Origin of the sequence: Yoonia sp. (assembly GCF_036770585.1) — a bacterium.
Lineage (GTDB): Bacteria > Pseudomonadota > Alphaproteobacteria > Rhodobacterales > Rhodobacteraceae > Yoonia.
Map to the genome: position 1 here is coordinate 2,344 of NZ_DAIPIW010000047.1, position 17,548 is coordinate 19,891.

The 17,548-nt window shown below is 62.5% G+C and carries 22 protein-coding genes, 1 tRNA gene and 2 pseudogenes; 16 read left to right on the forward strand and 9 right to left on the reverse strand.

The features are described 5' to 3' along the window. Positions 1–197 (reverse strand): hypothetical protein (locus tag V7N12_RS09480; RefSeq protein WP_333714267.1); only part of this gene is annotated, 197 nt, incomplete at its 3' end. Positions 198–295: 98 nt separating this feature from the next. On the opposite strand from V7N12_RS09480, the gene V7N12_RS09485 reads away from it, so the two are divergent. Both V7N12_RS09485 and V7N12_RS09490 read left to right on the forward strand, forming a co-directional pair. After that, a complete protein-coding gene (locus V7N12_RS09485) occupies positions 296–736 on the forward strand; it encodes an autoinducer binding domain-containing protein (protein WP_333714268.1) in 441 nt (146 codons plus the stop codon). A gap of 20 nt (positions 737–756) precedes the next feature. Further along, a complete protein-coding gene (locus V7N12_RS09490; protein WP_333714269.1) occupies positions 757–984 on the forward strand; it encodes a response regulator transcription factor in 228 nt (75 codons plus the stop codon). Between the two features lie 48 nt (positions 985–1,032). On the opposite strand, the gene V7N12_RS09495 is transcribed toward V7N12_RS09490, so the two are convergent. Beyond that, positions 1,033–1,108, reverse strand: a tRNA-Thr gene (locus V7N12_RS09495). 194 nt (positions 1,109–1,302) lie between these two features. Here V7N12_RS09495 and V7N12_RS09500 point away from each other — a divergent pair. Then, positions 1,303–2,184: a hypothetical protein gene (locus tag V7N12_RS09500; RefSeq protein WP_333714270.1), complete on the forward strand. Its 882-nt coding sequence runs from the start codon at positions 1,303–1,305 to the stop codon at positions 2,182–2,184. Positions 2,185–2,187: 3 nt separating this feature from the next. Here V7N12_RS09500 and V7N12_RS09505 read toward each other — a convergent pair whose 3' ends face one another. Beyond that, positions 2,188–2,445 (reverse strand): DUF2312 domain-containing protein, encoded by a 258-nt coding sequence (locus tag V7N12_RS09505; protein WP_333714271.1) that lies wholly within the window; start codon positions 2,443–2,445, stop codon positions 2,188–2,190. 110 nt (positions 2,446–2,555) lie between these two features. On the opposite strand from V7N12_RS09505, the gene V7N12_RS09510 reads away from it, so the two are divergent. Then, entirely contained in the window at positions 2,556–2,771 is a 216-nt protein-coding gene (locus tag V7N12_RS09510) for a hypothetical protein (RefSeq protein ID WP_333714272.1), read from the forward strand. A 29-nt stretch (positions 2,772–2,800) separates the two neighbouring features. Here the strand turns inward: V7N12_RS09510 and V7N12_RS09515 are convergent, their stop codons facing one another. Further along, the gene (locus V7N12_RS09515; RefSeq protein ID WP_333714273.1) at positions 2,801–3,097 is read right to left on the reverse strand and encodes an ArsR/SmtB family transcription factor; all 297 of its coding nucleotides are present in this window, start codon (positions 3,095–3,097) and stop codon (positions 2,801–2,803) included. A 103-nt stretch (positions 3,098–3,200) separates the two neighbouring features. On the opposite strand from V7N12_RS09515, the gene V7N12_RS09520 reads away from it, so the two are divergent. The 4 genes from V7N12_RS09520 to V7N12_RS09535 are packed head-to-tail and all read left to right on the forward strand — an operon-like array spanning position 3,201 to position 5,384. Further along, complete coding sequence (locus V7N12_RS09520; protein WP_333714274.1) at positions 3,201–4,064, forward strand: MBL fold metallo-hydrolase; 864 nt, start codon at positions 3,201–3,203, stop codon at positions 4,062–4,064. Positions 4,065–4,092: 28 nt separating this feature from the next. Next, positions 4,093–4,518, forward strand: coding sequence for a YeeE/YedE family protein (locus tag V7N12_RS09525; RefSeq protein ID WP_333714275.1), 426 nt, complete (start codon positions 4,093–4,095; stop codon positions 4,516–4,518). Then, positions 4,518–4,955, forward strand: a complete 438-nt coding sequence (locus V7N12_RS09530) for a YeeE/YedE family protein (RefSeq protein WP_333714276.1) — start codon at positions 4,518–4,520, stop codon at positions 4,953–4,955. Before V7N12_RS09525 ends, V7N12_RS09530 begins: the two co-directional genes overlap by 1 nt. A gap of 3 nt (positions 4,956–4,958) precedes the next feature. Next, positions 4,959–5,384, forward strand: a complete 426-nt coding sequence (locus V7N12_RS09535; RefSeq protein WP_333714277.1) for a TIGR01244 family sulfur transferase — start codon at positions 4,959–4,961, stop codon at positions 5,382–5,384. Here the strand turns inward: V7N12_RS09535 and V7N12_RS09540 are convergent. The 5 genes from V7N12_RS09540 to V7N12_RS09560 form a co-directional block, all read right to left on the reverse strand. Next, positions 5,381–6,487, reverse strand: coding sequence for a FliM/FliN family flagellar motor C-terminal domain-containing protein (locus V7N12_RS09540; protein WP_333714278.1), 1,107 nt, complete (start codon positions 6,485–6,487; stop codon positions 5,381–5,383). The two genes, V7N12_RS09535 and V7N12_RS09540, sit on opposite strands and share 4 nt — an antisense overlap. A 44-nt stretch (positions 6,488–6,531) precedes the next feature. Then, positions 6,532–9,228: a sensor histidine kinase gene (locus V7N12_RS09545; RefSeq protein WP_333714279.1), complete on the reverse strand. Its 2,697-nt coding sequence runs from the start codon at positions 9,226–9,228 to the stop codon at positions 6,532–6,534. Then, entirely contained in the window at positions 9,225–9,503 is a 279-nt protein-coding gene (locus V7N12_RS09550) for a hypothetical protein (protein ID WP_333714280.1), read from the reverse strand. The genes V7N12_RS09545 and V7N12_RS09550 overlap by 4 nt, the downstream gene beginning before the upstream one ends. Next, positions 9,500–9,868, reverse strand: a complete 369-nt coding sequence (locus tag V7N12_RS09555; protein WP_333714281.1) for a response regulator transcription factor — start codon at positions 9,866–9,868, stop codon at positions 9,500–9,502. The genes V7N12_RS09550 and V7N12_RS09555 overlap by 4 nt, the downstream gene beginning before the upstream one ends. A 94-nt stretch (positions 9,869–9,962) precedes the next feature. After that, entirely contained in the window at positions 9,963–11,282 is a 1,320-nt protein-coding gene (locus V7N12_RS09560) for a short-chain fatty acyl-CoA regulator family protein (RefSeq protein WP_333714282.1), read from the reverse strand. A gap of 183 nt (positions 11,283–11,465) precedes the next feature. On the opposite strand from V7N12_RS09560, the gene V7N12_RS09565 reads away from it, so the two are divergent. The 8 genes and pseudogenes from V7N12_RS09565 to V7N12_RS09595 all read left to right on the forward strand — a co-directional run. Continuing rightward, a complete protein-coding gene (locus V7N12_RS09565; protein ID WP_333714283.1) occupies positions 11,466–12,827 on the forward strand; it encodes a substrate-binding protein in 1,362 nt (453 codons plus the stop codon). A gap of 127 nt (positions 12,828–12,954) precedes the next feature. Beyond that, the gene (locus V7N12_RS09570; RefSeq protein WP_333714284.1) at positions 12,955–13,986 is read left to right on the forward strand and encodes a branched-chain amino acid ABC transporter permease; all 1,032 of its coding nucleotides are present in this window, start codon (positions 12,955–12,957) and stop codon (positions 13,984–13,986) included. 4 nt (positions 13,987–13,990) lie between these two features. Next, complete coding sequence (locus V7N12_RS09575) at positions 13,991–15,190, forward strand: branched-chain amino acid ABC transporter permease (protein WP_333714285.1); 1,200 nt, start codon at positions 13,991–13,993, stop codon at positions 15,188–15,190. Positions 15,191–15,202: 12 nt separating this feature from the next. Then, positions 15,203–15,721: pseudogene (locus tag V7N12_RS09580) on the forward strand (ABC transporter ATP-binding protein); the annotation flags it as partial. Between the two features lie 105 nt (positions 15,722–15,826). Next, positions 15,827–15,961: a hypothetical protein gene (locus tag V7N12_RS13950; protein ID WP_404932351.1), complete on the forward strand. Its 135-nt coding sequence runs from the start codon at positions 15,827–15,829 to the stop codon at positions 15,959–15,961. Positions 15,962–15,972: 11 nt separating this feature from the next. Further along, on the forward strand, positions 15,973–16,722 hold the full coding sequence (locus V7N12_RS09585) for an ABC transporter ATP-binding protein (protein WP_333714287.1): 750 nt from the start codon (positions 15,973–15,975) through the stop codon (positions 16,720–16,722). A 113-nt stretch (positions 16,723–16,835) separates the two neighbouring features. Then, positions 16,836–17,165 (forward strand): hypothetical protein, encoded by a 330-nt coding sequence (locus V7N12_RS09590; RefSeq protein ID WP_333714288.1) that lies wholly within the window; start codon positions 16,836–16,838, stop codon positions 17,163–17,165. 114 nt (positions 17,166–17,279) lie between these two features. Continuing rightward, positions 17,280–17,548 (forward strand): annotated as a pseudogene (locus V7N12_RS09595) (acetyl-CoA carboxylase, biotin carboxyl carrier protein); the annotation flags it as partial.

Sequence of the window (17,548 nt, forward strand, 5' to 3'; positions counted from 1 at the left end):
GGCAGCGATGGATCCCGCGCCGCGAGAAAATCGCCCAGCACATCGCGCGCCACCTCGATCCGCGAGCGCCCTTCGGGCAGTTGCGCCCACATCGACCCAGAGCCATCGATGACAAGAATGGTGCTGCGGTCCTGCGCGACAGAGCTCTGCGCCCAAGCGGCCAATACAATGAAGTAGACGAAATATCTGAAGGGCATAGCGATGAATTACCAATGATGTGATGGCGGCAGGCTAAACCGCGTGGTCTTCGATACAAGCTATGGAAAACCATAAGTTGATCGTGTCTTCTTTGACCATGAGAATCGACGACTTCCTAGAAACGGTCACAACCGAGACGAACGCGGATCAACTTTGGTGTGCCGCGCAACGCTGGTTGTCGGGGATGGGGTTCGACAAGGTTCTTTATCTCTCCATCGACAGCGCCGGGGTATCCGCGCGCACGACGCTTGGTGACGCCTTCGAGCAGCATTACCGCGCCGAAGGATTGGCACAGAGCGACCCTTTCGCGACCTACTGCCTGACCGCGCCCGGACCGGTTTCCACCGGCATCGACTATCTGGGGGACTATGGATATCTGGGCGCCGAAGAGCGGCGAGTCATCACCACAGCCGCCGATGCAGGGTTTCGCGCGGGCTTTTCGGTCGTCACCCGGCGCGACGGGCTGGGCTGCGAGGCATGGAACCTCGTCTCGTCGCTTGGGCGCCATGAGATCGACAGGATCCAGCAGGAAAACTGACCGAACTCCGGCTTGCCTTGATGACCTTGCGCGGCAGGTTGGGCACCTCGACCACAGAGGTGCTGTCGAAAGGGGAACGCCAGTGCATGGACCTGCTTGGCCAGGGGCTGCGCAGCAAGGCGATTGCGCAGGAACTTGGGCTGGCCACGGTGACGGTCGAGCTTCACCTCAGGAACGTCAGAAGCAAACTGGGGGCGACAACCCGGGATCAGGCGCTTTTGCGCTACCGGTCGATGTTCCACGGATAACCGCCAAGGCCGCAGGTCTTGCCGTCGCGCGCATGTCAGGATGCCCGATGGTGCCCCCACACGGACTCGAACCGCGGACCTACTGATTACAAATCAGTTGCTCTACCAGCTGAGCTATAGGGGCACTGGTCTGCCGGGCAGGCAGGCACGCCGTTTCGGCGGGTGCGAGGCCTATAGCAGGGGAAAACGCGCCTTGGCAATGGGGTTTACCGGCACTGCGGCAAGAAAAAGCGCAGCGACCGGATGCGCGGGAATTGTGGTTTTCCCTGCCCGTTTTGACCCTATGATGAAGGCGCACGCACCTCAGGGACCCAGCATATGCATATTGCCTTTCACATCGGCGCGAACTGCACCGATCAAGAGCGGTTGCTGAAGTCGGTCCTGCGCAATGCCTCGGCCCTGCTTGCGCAGGGGATCGTTGTGCCCGGCCCCAGCAAGTATCGGCGTCTGTTGCGCGAAACCATCGAAGGTCTGGACGGCAGGTCCCCCAAACCGGGCACGCGGGATATCCTGCTGGATGCGATCATCGAGGAAGACTCCGTCTCGCGTCTGGTGCTGGCCAACGACAACTTCATCGCGATCCCCAAGCGCATCTTCGACAACGCGATGTTCTATCCGCAGGTCGAACTGAAGGTCGGCACCCTGTGCCGCCTGTTTCCTGACGACGAGATCACCTTTTTCATTGGGATGCGCCATCCCGCCGCCTTCCTGCAAGAGGTCGCCCACCGTGCCGAGGTCGTGCAACTGCGCGATTTTCTGGGCCAGCTTTCCCCGCTCGACCTGCGGTGGTCCGATGTGATCGGCCGCATCCGCCAATTCGCGCCGCAAGCGCGGGTCGTGACCTGGTGCAACGAGGATACCCCGCTGATCTGGGAGGACCTGATCCGCCTGCTGTCCGGTGCCGATCCGCAGACCGAGATTGTCGGCCAGCTCGATATCGCAGCACAGGTCCTGACGCCCGAGGCGCTGGCCACCCTGAAGTCTGCGCTGGCACAGGACCCGCAGATGGACCGCATCGCCCGCCACGAGGTGATCGCCGCGACGATCGAGACACACGCCAAGCCCGATGCCATGGAGGACGAGGTCCGTTACCCCGAGTTGGGCGACCGGCTTATCGCTGCGATGACAGAGATTTACGAAGAGGATCTCGACCTGATCGACACGATGGAGGGTGTGGAACTGGTTCTGCCCTTCCGCTAGGCCTTACATGCCCAAGGCGGCCTTGTACATTTCCAAGACGGCCTCTTCCTCGGCCAGATCGTCGGCGTCGCGCTTGCGCAGGGCCACGATTTTCCGCAGCACGCGGGTGTCGTAACCGCGACCCTTGGCCTCGGCCATGATCTCTTTCTGGGCGTCGGCGATGTCTTTCTTTTCGGCCTCCAGACGCTCGTACCGTTCGATGAACTGGCGCAGCTCTTGTCCTGCCACGGTATCGGCGGTGTCGGTCACGGAATCGGTCATGGCGGCTCTCCTGCGTTGGACCTTGTGACTAGCGAAGCCCCCGTGCCGCCGCAACCCTTGCGAAGCAGGCAATCGCAGGCTAGGCAGCGCCAAAATCGCATGAGGTCGCCATGGACATCGTTATCTGGATCGGGGCCGCACTTTCGGTCGTCGGATTGATCGGCATCATCTACAGCATCATCGCCGTGGCGCGCGCGAAACGCGCGGGCCTGACGGACGAGGAACTGCGCGCGCGCGTGTCCAAAGTCCTTCCGATCAATCTGGGGGCGCTCTTCGTGTCGGTGATCGGGCTGATGGCCGTGATCGTCGGGGTCTTGCTGCGCTAGCGGGCAGCCTTGCGACAGCGTCGCAGGCGTCAGGGGATCGGGCAGAACAGGTCGTAGATCCGTTCCAGCAAGGGGCGGACACGGGGATCGGCGAGGCGGTAATACATGCTGCGCCCGTCGCGGTCGCATTCGACCAAGCCTTCGGCCCGCAGTTTCAGCAACTGCCCCGAGACATAGGACTGGCTTGCCCCGACAGCACTTTCGATCTCGCCGACCGTCTTGTCGCCTGTGACAAGACAGCAAAGGATGCGCAATCGCCCGGGATTGCTAAACGCTTTCATCATGCTGGCCGCTTCCTCGGCTGCGGCGTCCAGCTGCAATGCCATCTGATCTATCGTATCGACCCTTGACATTCCGGCCCTCTGTTTACACATTCCGAATATAAAATGTATCTAATGTCGCACAACCAATAGATCAATGAGGCGCGCGATGACACCAAAAGTAACGGCATTCTTCGACGAGGCGACCAACACCGTCTCTTATGTGGTATCCGAACCACAGGGCCGCAAGTGCGCCATCGTCGACAGCGTTTTGGACTATGATCCGGCATCAGGCCGCACCGACACCGGCTCGGCGGACAGGATCGTGTCTTGGGTCAAGGCACAGGATCTTCAGGTTGCATGGATACTGGAAAGCCACGTCCACGCCGACCACCTGTCCGCCGCCCCCTATCTGCAAGACGCATTGGGCGGCAAGATCGGGATCGGGGCCAATATCACGGTCGTGCAGGACACCTTCGGCAAGGTCTTCAACGAGGGCACCGCCTTCCAGCGGGACGGATCGCAATTCGATGCGCTGTTCAACGAGGGGGACAGCTTTCACATCGGCCAGATGCGCGCCGATGTGCTGCACACGCCCGGCCATACACCGGCCTGCCTGACCTATGTCATCGGCGATGCCGCCTTCGTGGGCGACACGCTGTTCATGCCCGATTTCGGCACCGCGCGCTGCGATTTCCCGGGCGGGTCGGCAGAAGACCTCTATCGGTCGATCCAGAAGATCCTGTCCCTGCCGGACGAGACACGGATCTTCGTGGGCCACGACTACAAGGCACCCGGTCGCGACGATTTCGCCTGGGAAACGACCGTGGGCGAACAAAAGGCCCTGAACGTCCATGTCGGCGCGGGCCGCCCGCTGGAGGATTTCGTCGCGATGCGCACCAAGCGTGATGCGACGCTGGGCATGCCGCGACTGATCCTGCCCTCGATCCAGACGAACATGCGCGCAGGCAAGCTGCCGCCGGCCGAAGACAATGGCACCAGCTACTTCAAGGTGCCGATCAACAAGCTTTGACCTTACCAATATTCAAGGAAACCAAACCATGCCAATAGACTGGCTTTACGGCCTTGTAGGGGGCCTGCTGATCGGTTCGGCCGCAGCGATGTATCTTCTTGTGAACGGGCGCGTGATGGGCGCATCGGGCATCATCGGCGGACTTGTCGATGGCTCGGCGCGGCATGAATGGATGCACCGCGGCGCGCTGATTGCGGGTCTCTTGATCGCACCGGGCCTTCTGGCCTTGGCGATGGGTGGTGCGCAAACGCATCTGACCGGCAACTATGCCGTGATCATTGCCGCCGGCCTGCTTGTGGGCGTCGGCACGCGGATCGCGAACGGCTGCACCTCTGGTCACGGTGTCTGCGGCATTTCCCGGCTGTCGCTGCGCGGGATCGTCGCCACGGTCTTTTACATCGGCGCAGGCGGCCTGACGATGGTCCTGTTCAAACACATTCTGGGAGTGATCTGATGTATGCGATTTCGTCTTTCTTCGTGGGGTCGCTTTTCGGGATCGGTCTCTTGATCTCGGGCATGACCGATACGACCAAGGTGCAGGGCTGGCTTGACGTCTTCGGCGATTGGGACCCGACGCTGGCCTTCGTCATGGGGGGTGCGATCATTCCGATGGCGATTGCCTGGCAACTGACCCGCGGACGCAAGCCCCTGCTGGCCGAGGACTTTCCCGAGGCGCCGAAACCCGAGATCGGGCGCAATCTGGTGATCGGATCGACCCTCTTCGGGATGGGGTGGGGGCTTGCGGGGCTCTGCCCGGGTCCGTCCATCGCCGCGCTCAGCTTTAGCGGTCCGGGGGGTGTTGCCTTTGTGGTGGCGATGATCGCGGGCATGTTGCTGGCGCCGACCCTCAAGAAGCAACTGGACCGGTCCCAGCGCCCGGCATATAGCTAGGCCATGGAGATACGACCACTGACACCGACATTCGCCGTCAGCCCGCAAATCGCGGTCGAGGACGTCCCCGCCATTGCCGGTGCCGGATACCGGACGATCATCTGCAACCGGCCCGACGCCGAGGTTCCGCCAAGCCATCAGGTCGCCGCCATCGCTGCGGCGGCGCAAGCGGCGGGGATCGCCTTCGTCGACAATCCGGTGACCCACCATGGCTTGAACATGGATATGGTCACGCTGCAAAAGTCGGCGATCGATACCAGTGATGGACCGGTTCTGGCCTATTGCGCCTCTGGGACACGCTCGTCGATCGTCTGGTCGCTGGCGCAGGCCAAGGACATGTCGGCGGATGACATCATCGCCGCGACAACCGCAGCGGGATATGATCTGGGCGGGATGCGCGGCCAGATCGAGGCGCTGGCGAACCGCTAGGCCGGATCGGGGCCGCCTGCGTCGAAGGCAAAGCCGTCCTCTGCCCCTTGGGTGAGATCACCGGCGACATCTTCAGCCGGATCAAATCCGCGCGCTTCGTCGGGGCGAGGCGCAGGGGCAAGGCGATCTGCGGATGAAACGGGCAGCTGATCCGCACCTTCGGCCACCTGTGAAAAGGCGACCATCGGGGCGGCTGCGGCCCTGGCTGTCGGCAGGTCGTGCATATCCAGCGCCGGTGGTGTCTCGATCCTGACGGCGCGTTTGCCCGCACTTTGCCCAAGGCGCGCGCTGGCCACCGTGCGCCCGTCCAGCGTCTTGAGCCTGACTGACGAAACGCTGCACCCATGCAGCGGCAGAACGGTATCGACGGCCAGCGCCCGCAAGGCGGACAAGGGCAGGCTGAACCGATGCAGATGTGCATCGAGGATGGCACAAGACCCGCCAATCCGCGACGCGAGGCTGTCCGCCCAATCGGGCTTTTCAGGCAGGGGCAGGCTGTCTTCGGGTGCAGCTTTCGGGATCGGCAGCATCAGCACCAGCAACCCCTGCCGGTCCGTCTGGGCCAACTGAACGGTCATCTGGATCGTGCGATAGCTGCATTCCGCAAGCAGCAGGGCCGCGCGGCGCGTATCGGCGATCATCGCCCCGACCGCAGCCCCTGTCACCCAGTCCTGCAAGGGCGTGCCCTGCACCGCCTCGGGGAAGGCTGCGACGAAAGAGGCAAGCAGGGGCTGGCACAGGAAATGGTCCGTGGCTGTCGGTGCACGCGCTGCGGCCGCATGGGGGTTCAGTGTGCCGGTCGTCGCAATTTCAAGCACGGCGGCGCGCAGGTCGGGATCCAGCGCGATCAGGCCGACCGGCAGGTCGCCGCGGTCAAGCCGGACCAGCATCAAACCATCCGGCAGATCATCCAGCGCAGGGTCAAGATCGGCGGCCGTCTCGGAGATACTGGAGACCGACAGCGCCAGCCCCGCATGATCCTGCGCCACCTTGGCCAGCAACAGCCGCATCGCACGCGACGTTGTCAGCGGGTTTTCATGTTCCCCACTGCCCTGCAGACCAGCCATCTGCCGCAGGATATGCGTCTGAGTACCCTGTGCCATGACCCCGCCAGGAAAGCTTCGACCGGCAGATTATGACCCAAGCGTTACGTTTTCGCTAACGCAGGCAGGACCGCCGATTGCGGCAGGATCACGCGGAACCCCGCGCCTTTGGCCTGTGGCAGATAGCTGATTTCCCCGCCCAGCCTTTGCATGACCTCGCGGCAGATGGCCAGCCCGAGACCGGCGCCTCCTGCCTTGCTTTCATCGCTGATGCGGGAAAATTTCTCGAAGATCAGTTCATGGTTCTCGGGAGAGATGCCGCCCCCGTTGTCGATGAAATCGACAGCCGTCATCTTGCCCTGCCGAACGACCCGGATTGTCAGGACGGGGTCTTCGGCCTCGCAATACTTGCGCGCGTTGGAAATCAGATTGATGAAGACCTGCACCAGCCGGTCAAGGTCGGTCCGCAGCATCAGATCCTGGTCGATGTCTTCCCGAACAACGGTCAGGACCTGATCATGCAGACCCGCAGCGCCCACCGCGCGGTCCAAGAGCACGCCAAGCATCCCTTCGCTTTCCCGCAGGACCACCTGCCCGTTCTCGAGCACCGAAAGATCGAGCAGGTCATCAAGCAAACGGGTCAGGCGCACCGCCTCGTCATGGATGATCCCGGCATACCTCCCCAGCGCCTCTTGCGGCACGTCGCCCTCGCGCAGGATATCCGAAAACGACCGGATCGAGGTCATGGGCGTGCGCAACTCGTGACTGATCTGGCTGAGAAAGGCGTCCTTCTGGATCGACAGCGCCGTCAGCTTGGCGTTGGCATCGCGCAGGGCGCGCGCGGTGCGTTCCTGTTCGGCGGACTTGGCTTCCAGCCTGTTGGAGTATTCGAGGATCTGCGCCGCCTCGTCCGCCACCGCGATCAGGTCCTCGACCGAGACGCTGCTGCCGCCGATCAATTGCCCGATCATCGCATGGGCCGTCGCCGCCCCGACCGAGCCTGCAAGCTCACGTTCCAGCCGTTCGACAAAGGCGGGCGTGACTTCGGGCATTTCACCCACCCTGCCCTGCCGGGCGGTTTCCTTCTCGAAGATGGCCTGGGCTTCCTGGCTGCCCAGAATACGTTGCGACATGATCAACAAATCCTCGGCCCCTGCCGCCGTCCCGGTCCAGGTCGGCGCGGCGCGGGAATGCTCGAAGACGTTCACGAACTGCGCCCCCTGCAGGCGTTCCAGCGGCAGCGGGAATGTCAGCAGCGAACCGATCACGAACATGGTGGTGTTCAGCAAGACCGACCACAGCACCCCATGCACCAGCGGGTCCAGCCCCGCGACCCCGAACAGAGCCTGCGGACGCAGCAGCGCAATCCCGAAAGGGCCCTGATCCATCACCGTCTGGCTGATCACCGCACCGACGCCGAAACTGGGCAGGAACAATGTCCAGAGCCAGATCGCCAGCCCCGTCAGCAGACCCAAGGCGGCCCCGATCCGGTTGGCGCCCCGCCAGAAGATACCGCCCAGCATCGCGGGCAGGATCTGCACCGCGCCGGCAAAGGAAATCAGGCCGATGGCGGCAAGGGCGGTTCCGCCGCCCGACAGCCGGTAGTAGACGAAGCCCAGCGCAAGAATGGCCGCGATCGAAATCCGCCGCGACCGCAGGATCACGTTCCGCACGTCGCCCGAAATGACCGCCCCCTGATGCCCCTGGATGGCCAGCCAGATCGGCACGACGATATGGTTCGACACCATCGTGGCCAGCGCAATCGTCGCCACGATCACCATCGAGGCCGCCGACGACAGCCCACCGAGGAACGACAGGACCGCAAGCCCGTTCTGCCCCTGAAACAACGGGATCGTCAGGACGAAAAGGTCGGGGTTGCTGCCCTCGGGCAGAAGGTCCAGGCCGACGACGGCAATCGGCACCACGAAGAGGCTCATCAAGAAGAGGTAAAGCGGGAAGGCCCAACTGGCGAAAGCAAGGTGCCGCTCGTCCGAGTTCTCGACCACAAGGACCTGAAACATGCGCGGCAGGCAGATGAAAGCGGCCGCCGAGAGGAAGATCAGGCTGATCCAGCGTCCGCTGTCCTGATCCCAAAGCCGGATATCCGATGCGTCGATACGGTCCAGCATGGCACCCGGCCCCCCCGCGATCCCCCAGACCACGAAAACGCCCACCGCGACCAGCGCAAGCAGTTTCACCACCGCCTCGACCGCGATCGCCATGACGATCCCGGTGTGGCGCTCGTTGGCGTCTAGGTTGCGGGTGCCGAAAAGCACGGTGAAGACCGCAAGCCCGACCGCAACCCACATGGCCGTCAGGTGGAAATCGCGTTGCGCCCAGACGGTCCCGTCTTCCTGCGCGAAAACGGCGAAGGACAGGGTCACCGATTGCAGCTGCAAGGCGATATAGGGCGCGCCGCCCACGATCGAGATGATCGTGACGATCACCCCGATCTGGGTCGACTTCCCGAAGCGGGACGAGACGAGATCGGCGATCGAGGTGATCCGCTGCGCCTGTCCGATCCGCACCAGCCTGCGCAAGATCCACCACCAGCCGATCATCATCAGCGTCGGACCAAGGTAGATTGTCACGAACTCCAGCCCCGACCGCGCCGCATAGCCGACCGCGCCGTAAAAGGTCCATGCGGTGCAATAGACGCTCAGCGACAGCGTGTAGATCCATGGCGAATAAAGCCACGCCGTCTTGCCGACCGCAGCGCGGCGCTCGGCCCAGAAGGCGACGACGAAGAGGAAGGTCACATAGAGCAGCGCAATGCCGATCAGGACGCCGAAGGGGATCATGGACCGCTGGTCCCGCTGTCGTCGTCGATGCGGCTATCGCCCTTGATGCGGCGGGCCAGAAAGGCGGTCAAGAGGATCAGCAGGACCCAGACGCCGAAAACATAGAGCAAGCCGGATGTGCCCTCCTCAGAGCCATCCTCGGCGGTCTGCCAAGACAGCGGAATTGCCCAGAGCACCATCCCGACAAACGGCATCAGCCGTGCCGCATCGCGCAGGCGGCGCTGGCGGTAGCTGGCGCGCTGCAGGAAGATCGGCGGCGGGGCGTTCCGGCTCATGCCTCCATCAAGCTGCGCACGTAGTCGCGCACCTCTGTATTGGAGAAGGGCTTGGTCATGAAGTGGGTGACGCCCAGCCGTTGTGCCAGCTCGCGGTCCTTTTCCTGCCCGCGCGCGGTCAGCATCATGACGGGGATGTCCTTGCTGACATCGTGACCGCGCAGATCGCGCAGGATATCGAAACCGCTGCGCCCGGGCAGCATGACATCGAGGATGATCATGTCCGGCGGCAGCGCAAGGACCTTGTCCATCGCGGTGCTGCCGTCTTGATGCGTGTGCACCGTCCATCCGTCCCGCGACAGGATGAAGCTGATCGCTTCGATGATGTTCGGTTCATCCTCGATCAGAAGGACACGTTTGCCCATCTCATCGCCTCCCTGATGCGCCCACCCTCCCCGGTGGCCGTGGCCTGCAATATCACCCGTTCGACAGGCGGTGTCAAAGCCGCCTTTTTGGGGGTCAAAGACCGATCATCGCAGGCTCGCGTCTGCTGGGGCAATCATTGCGCGGGCAGATGCGGCAGGACACCCCGACAGGCAGCGCCTCGCCCGAGGGGTCCGCCGGGTCGGGCATGACAAGCATCGTGCTTTCGACGACCGGCGGAATATCGAACCGCGCGGCATGGCGCGTGGTCGCGATGGCATAGCACCGCAGCCGGTTCCCGCCCTGAGACGGCAGGGCAACGTCCAGCCGGACAGGTTGTTCGGGACGGCTTGCCGCCGAAAAGACCGGCCAGAGCGGACAGGCACCGCCCGCCCGTGGCATCGCGAAACCGGGCACCGACTTCAACAGGGTCACCGCCCCTGCCGCATCACTGATCACCAGCCCCATGGGCGGGTGCCCGCCTGCCTTGGGCAAGGTCGCAAGACGGCGCAGGACCACGACGAACGGCACCCCCATGGCCTGCGCCAGACGCGCCGGATCGTGACCGTGCTGCCGGATCGCCTCTGCCAGCCTGCTTTCGGGCATCAGCGCCGCATCGTCTGCATATTGGCGCGCATAATCCAGCAAAAGCCCGGATGCCGCCTTGCCCAGTTCGGCCTTGGCGACAATGCGTTCCGGTGGCGCCCCTGCCTCGATCTCGGCGAGATGAAAGCCGGTCTGTGCCAGATAGGCCTCGCGCTGTTCGAAGGCGGTTCCGGCCCCCTCGGCGATCGCATCCGGCGTTTCCAGATAGGCGACCAGCGCCTCGCTGCTTTTGGCAAGGCGCAGGCTGTCGTTGTGGATGTTCTCGTGAAACCGCCGCTGCCAGTCGGCATCGAGTTGTTCCGGCCCCACAAGGATCGAGGCCGACGACCGGATCGCCGTCACCGCGGTGATCACCTCATGCAGGGACTGGGCCAGTTGCGGATCGAAGGAAATGCGGTCGGACAGGACCTGCACCTGTGTCTGCAAGGCCTCGATCCGCCGCGCCTGCGCCTTGATCAGCGCGCTCCAGCCGGGGTAGCGGGCGGCCAGTTCCTCGGTCCTGGACAGTTCCACCTCGGTGCCGATCAGGGCGGCAGCACCTTTCATCAGATCAAGCATCTGTTGGTCGACGCCATCCATCAGGATTGCGGGGTCGACTTCGAGAACCCGCGCGATGTCCCCCAAGAGCTTGCCACCGATTCTGCGGCGGTTGTGTTCGATCAGGTTGAGGTAGGACGCCGATATCCCCACGGCTTCCGCGACCAGCGCCTGTCTCAACCCACGGTCGAGCCGCTTCTGGCGGATGCGCGAGCCGGCAAGCCGTGCGGCGGTCCCGGTCTTTACCCCAACAGTTTCAGTAGGTTTCTGCACGTGCGGGAAAACCCCTTTACTGAATTGACAAGAAAATTGTGCATAAATTTACAAATTCGTCCAGCCCCGACAATGGTTTGTTGCTTGAAATCCGGAACGGCCCTCAAACTGCGCCTACACTGCAAAAGTGACTGGTCGGCGGGCGTGGAGGCCCAAAGACAGGGATCTCTAGGGAGGATTTTAATGTCCAAATCTAACTTTTCACGTCGCGGCGTCCTGAAGACCGGTATGGTCGCCAGTGCAGGCCTTGCATTGCCCCAATACCTGCGCGCGCAAGAATCCGGTTTCACGAATGCGCCGGGCGCAAGCGAAGTGACATTGGGTTTCTGCGTGCCTCTGTCCGGCCCCTATGCAGACGAAGGCGCCGACGAACTGCGCGCGCTCGAGCTTGCGGTCGAGCACCTGAACGGCGGCGGCGATGGCGGGATGCTGAACACCTTCTCGTCCAAGGCGCTTGACGGCACCGGCATTCTGGGCCGCGAGGTCAAATTCGTGACCGGTGACGACCAGACCAAGTCCGACGTCGCACGCGCCACCGCACAGTCGATGATCCAGAAAGACGGCGCGATCATGATCACCGGCGGTTCGTCCTCGGGGACAGCCGTGGCCGTGCAGGCGCTGTGTCAGGAAGTCGGCATCATCTTCATGGCCGGCCTGACCCATGCCAACGACACGACCGGCAAGGACAAGCGGGCCAACGGCTTCCGCCACTTCTTCAACTCTTACATGTCCGGCGCAGCGCTGGCACCGATCCTTGCCGCGCAATACGGCACGGACCGCAAGGCCTATCACCTGACAGCCGACTACAACTGGGGCTACACCACCGAAGAGGCGATCCGGTCCTCGACCGAGGCCATGGGTTGGGAAACCGTCAACACGGTGCTGACACCGCTGACACAGACCGACTTTTCGTCCTATATCGCGCCGGTCCTGACATCGGGTGCCGATATTCTGGTGCTGAACCACTACGGCGGAAACATGGTGAACTCGCTGACGAACGCCGTGCAGTTCGGCCTGCGTCAGGCACAGGCCAACGGCAAGAACTTCGAGATCGTCGTGCCGCTCTACTCCGAGCTGATGGCCCGCGGTGCGGGCGACAACATCGGTGGCATCATCGGGTCGCAGAACTGGGACTGGAAACTCGAAAACCAGCTTGGCGCGCGCTACGCGGGCACCAACGCCTTCGTGCAGTCCTTCGGCCAGAAATACGGCTTCCCGCCAAGTCAGGCGGCGCATACCTGCTACGTTCAGGCGATCCTCTATGCTGACGCCGTCACGCGCGCCGGTTCGTTCAACCCCTGTGCGGTCGACGAGGCCCTGTCCGGCTTCGAGTTCGACGGCCTGGGCAACGGTCCGACGCTTTACCGTGCCGACGACCACCAGTGCTTCAAGGACGTCGTTGTCGTGCGCGGCAAGGAGAACCCCGAGAACGAATTCGACCTTGTCGAAATCATCGAGGTCACACCCGTCGATCAGGTCACCTACCCACCAGACCACCCACAATTCGCGGGCGGTGCCTTGGGAACATGTAACCCCGGCGCATAGGCCTGACCCTCAGGCCGCCCGACAGCGGGCGGCCTGATCTGCATCGCACCAGACAGACTGCGCCAAAGCTTGGCTGCGGACCGGCTTGGTGTATCCGCCTTCCCGAACAGAATTCAGAGGTCGCAACATGGACCAGTTCATTCTTCAAATCCTCAACGGGCTGGACAAGGGCTCGGCCTATGCGCTGATCGCCTTGGGCCTGACGCTGATCTTCGGCACCCTCGGGGTGGTCAACTTCGCCCACGGCGCATTGTTCATGCTGGGGGCCTTCTGCGCCGTCATCCTGTCGCGGCTGTTGTCGCTGAGCCATGTCGTCATCGATGAAAGCCGCACCGACTTTCTTGGCAATCCGATGAAGGTCAACGTGCCCTACCTGCATGAATGGTTCGGGCCCGAGACGGGACAGGCGATCATCCAATGGTCGGTGCCGCTGGCCATCCTCTTTTCGATCCCGATCATGATCCTGGTCGGTTTCATCATGGAGCGCGGCCTGATCAAGCATTTCTACAAGCGTCCACATGCCGACCAGATCCTTGTGACCTTCGGCCTTGCCATCGTCTTGCAGGAAATCATCAAGTATTTCTTCGGCGCGAACCCGATCCAGACACCCGCCCCGCCCGCCTTTACGGGCAGCCTCGATTTCGGCGTGCTGCTGGGCTTCGACCCGCGCACCATCATGTATCCCTACTGGCGCATGATCTACTTCGTCTTCTCGGTCATCGTGATCTGCGGTGTCTTTGCCTTCCTTCAGTTCACCACCTTCGGGATGGTTGTGCGCGCAGGCATGGCCGATCGCGAGACGGTGGGCCTGCTGGGCATCGACATCGACCGTCGCTTTACGCTGATGTTCGGCCTCGCGGCGGCCGTGGCCGGGATGGCGGGGGTCATGTATGCCCCCATCGTCGCGCCCAACTACCACATGGGCATGGATTTTCTTGTGCTGAGCTTCGTCGTCGTCGTTGTCGGCGGCATGGGTTCACTGCCGGGTGCCGTGGCGGCAGGCTTCCTGCTGGGTATCCTTGAAAGCTTTGCCTCGATGCCCGGTGTGGTCCAGACCCTGCCAGGCATCAACCAAATCATCATCTACCTTGTCGCCATCATCATCTTGCTGACCCGTCCGCGCGGGCTGATGGGCCGCAAGGGCGTTATGGAGGACTAAGCCGATGTTCGGACTAGAGAAAAAAGACGCAAGGCTCATGCTTGTGGTCGCAGCGATGGCCTTGCTGGCGCCCTTCCTTCTGAACCCCTTCCCCGAAGGCTCGGCCATGGCGCAGTTCAATGCCGGATACCCCGACCTGATGCAGCGGTTTGCGATCTTCGGGATTTTCGCCATCGGCTTCAACATCCTGTTCGGCCTGACCGGCTATCTGTCGTTCGGTCACGCGGCCTTTCTGGGTGTCGGTTCCTACGCCGCGATCTGGAGCATGAAGCTGCTGACCCTGAACATCATTCCTGCGATCATCCTTGCAGTCGTCGTCGCCGGGGTCTTTGCGTTCCTGGTCGGGTTCATTTCGCTGCGGCGGTCGGGCATCTACTTTTCGATCCTCACCCTGGCTTTCGCCCAGATGTCCTATTCGCTGGCCTATTCGGTTCTGACCCCGATCACGGGCGGCGAAACCGGCCTGCAGATCAGGGCGAGCGATACCCCTCTTTTCGATCCGGCCCTCGCACCGGGCCAGATCGGACGGGCAAATCTCTTCGGCTACGAGATGAGCAATGGGTTCCGCCTCGACGTCGGCGGGTGGGAGTTCACCTTCAACCTCGGCTATTACATCGCGGCTGTCGTGCTGATCCTCGCCTTCTACATGTCGATCCGCATCTTCCGCTCGCCCTTCGGGATGATGCTGCGGGCCGTCAAGTCGAACCAGCAGCGGATGAACTACGCGGGTCTGTCGCCAAAGCCCTATACGCTGGCCGCTTTCGTGATCTCGGGCATGTATGCAGGGCTTGCGGGTGGTCTCTTGGTGGCGATGGACACGCAAGTCGGACCTGAACGGATGTTCTGGACCGCCTCGGGCGAAATCGTGATCATGACGATCCTCGGTGGTGCGGGAACGCTCTTGGGTCCGGTTCTGGGTGCGGGTTTCATCAAGTATTTCGAGAACATCATCTCGAAGATCAACAGCAACATCCTGCATGAATGGTTCGCCTTCCTGCCCGACGGGCTCGAGGATGTCGTGGTCACCATGATCTACCCGTTCATCGGCAAGGGCTGGCATCTGACGCTGGGCATCATGTTCATGCTGGTCGTGATCTTCCTGCCGGGCGGTCTGGTGCAGGGCGGTCAGAAGATCGCGGCACTCTTCAGCCGCAAGAAAGCTGACAAAGAGACCAAATCCACAGCCACCGAACCGGCCGAGTAAGGAGACAGACAGATGGGCATTCTAGAAGTCAAAGGCATCAACAAACGGTTCGGCGGCCTGCAGGCGCTGGGGAACGTCAACCTCAGCGTTGCCGAGAACACCACACATGCGATCATCGGCCCCAACGGTGCCGGCAAATCCACCCTGCTCAACGTCCTGGTGGGCAAACTGATCCCCGACAGCGGCTCGGTCATGTTCGACGGCCAGTCGGTGCTGGGGCGCAAACCGCACGAGATCAACCAGATGGGCATCAGCCGCGTGTTCCAGACGCCCGAGATCTTCGGGGATCTCACGGTCATGGAAAACGTGATGATCCCCTGCTTTGCCAAGCGTGATGGCGCCTTCCGGATGCATGCCTTCGAAAGCATCTTCGCCGAAAAGGGCATTCGCGATCAGGCCAAGGCGATCCTCGACGATGTCAACATGTTCGAGAAACGCGACATGGTCGCCTCGAGCCTGTCGCGCGGGGACAAGCGGCGTCTGGAAATGGCGATGTGTCTTGTGCAGGACCCCAAGCTTTTGCTGCTGGACGAACCCACCGCAGGGATGGCGCGGGCCGATACCCAGAACACCATCGCCCTGCTGAAGGAAATCCGCGAAAAGCGCGGGATCACCATGGCGATCATCGAACACGACATGAACGTGGTCTTTTCGCTGGCCGAACGGATCACCGTTCTGGCCCAAGGCACACCGCTGGTCGAGGATACCCCCGAAAACATCAAGGGCCACCCCAAGGTGCGCGAAGCCTATCTTGGCGAAGCGCAGGTCTGAGGAGAAAGACCATGAACGCACCATTCAACAAGCACGTCAACAACGCGGCGACCCATCCGGCCTTTCTCAGCGTCTGGGAGATCGAGGCCTATTACGGCGAAAGCTACATCGTCCAGAACGTCAGCTTCAACATCCACGAGGGCGAGATCCTCGCCCTTCTGGGGCGCAACGGGGCGGGCAAGACCTCGACCCTGCGGACAATCGCGCGGCTCGATAATCCCGAACTGCGGCATGGCGAGATCTGGCTGGATCACAAGCCGCTGCACGAGATGAAAAGCCATGAGGCCGCAACCAACGGCATCGCGCTGGTGCCCGAAGACCGCCGGATCATCCCCGGCCTGACGGTCGAGGAAAACCTGCTGCTGGCCCAGATCGCGCCGCCGAAGGGCTGGTCGCTGGACCGGATCTACGATCTCTTCCCCCGCTTGGGCGAGCGCCGCAAGCAAGAGGGTGTGACCCTGTCGGGTGGTGAACAGCAGATGCTGTCGATCGCGCGGGCGCTGGCGCGGGACATCAAGGTCCTGCTGCTGGACGAACCCTACGAAGGGCTGGCCCCCGTGATCGTGCAGGAAATCGCCAAGACGCTCAACTACATCCGTGATCAGGGCATCACGACGGTGATCGTGGAACAGAACGCGGTGGCGGCGCTGAAACTGGCGGACCGCGCGGTGATCCTCGATATCGGCAAGGTGGTCTTCGATGGCTCGGCCCAGGAGGTTCTGGAAAACGAGGCGCTGCGGGCGCAATACCTCGCCATCTAACGCACCGCAACAATTTGCATCAAACCAAGGGCAGAACGCTGCCCTTGGTTTACGTTTTGGTAACCCGCGAGGCCGAAAGTCAGGGCAGTCAATCAGCCTGTCGGACCAATGCCATGGAAATCGCAGCAAACCTGAACGCAGTCCTGCCCCCACCGCAGTCACAGGCCCCCGCAGTGGAACGGGCGGTCACATCCAAGGTCGCCGTGCTGGAACAGGCGGACCGGCCTGCGACCCTGCCCTCGGACAGGCCCTTTATCGCGCAGGCCGTCGCCGCGCGCCTTGAAGGGTCCGATTACCCCGACCCGCCAAGCGAAATCGCGCCGCCGGAACGCACCTTGCGGCCCTATGACATCCCGATGCTGCCGTACGAACCCAGCGGCGAAAACGATGCCATCGACGCCATGGATGCGGACCGTCACGACAGCACGGACGACGACCGCTAACAGTTTTCGCATCCCCCGCTTCCCACCCCCCAAGGCTTGCCCTATAACCCTAAGGATGCCCGCGTGACGTCGCGTCGCAAGGGAACAAGAATATGGGCAAAGGCCGAGGGAAACATGAGCCAGAAAACTTCTCACGAAAGTGACGTCAGCTTCATCAAGGCGCTGGCTGAACTGCTGCGCGAAAACGATCTGAGCGAACTGCAGGTCAAGCGGGATTACGGCGAGAACGACAGCCTGAACGTCCGTGTCAGCCGCCAGATGCAGACGATCGTCCAGGCCTCTGTCCCTGCCGCAGCCCCTGCCCCTTCTGCCCCCGCACCCTCTGCCGCCAGCGCACCGGCTGCTGCCCCCGCCGTCAGCGACGATCCCGCAAGCCATCCTGG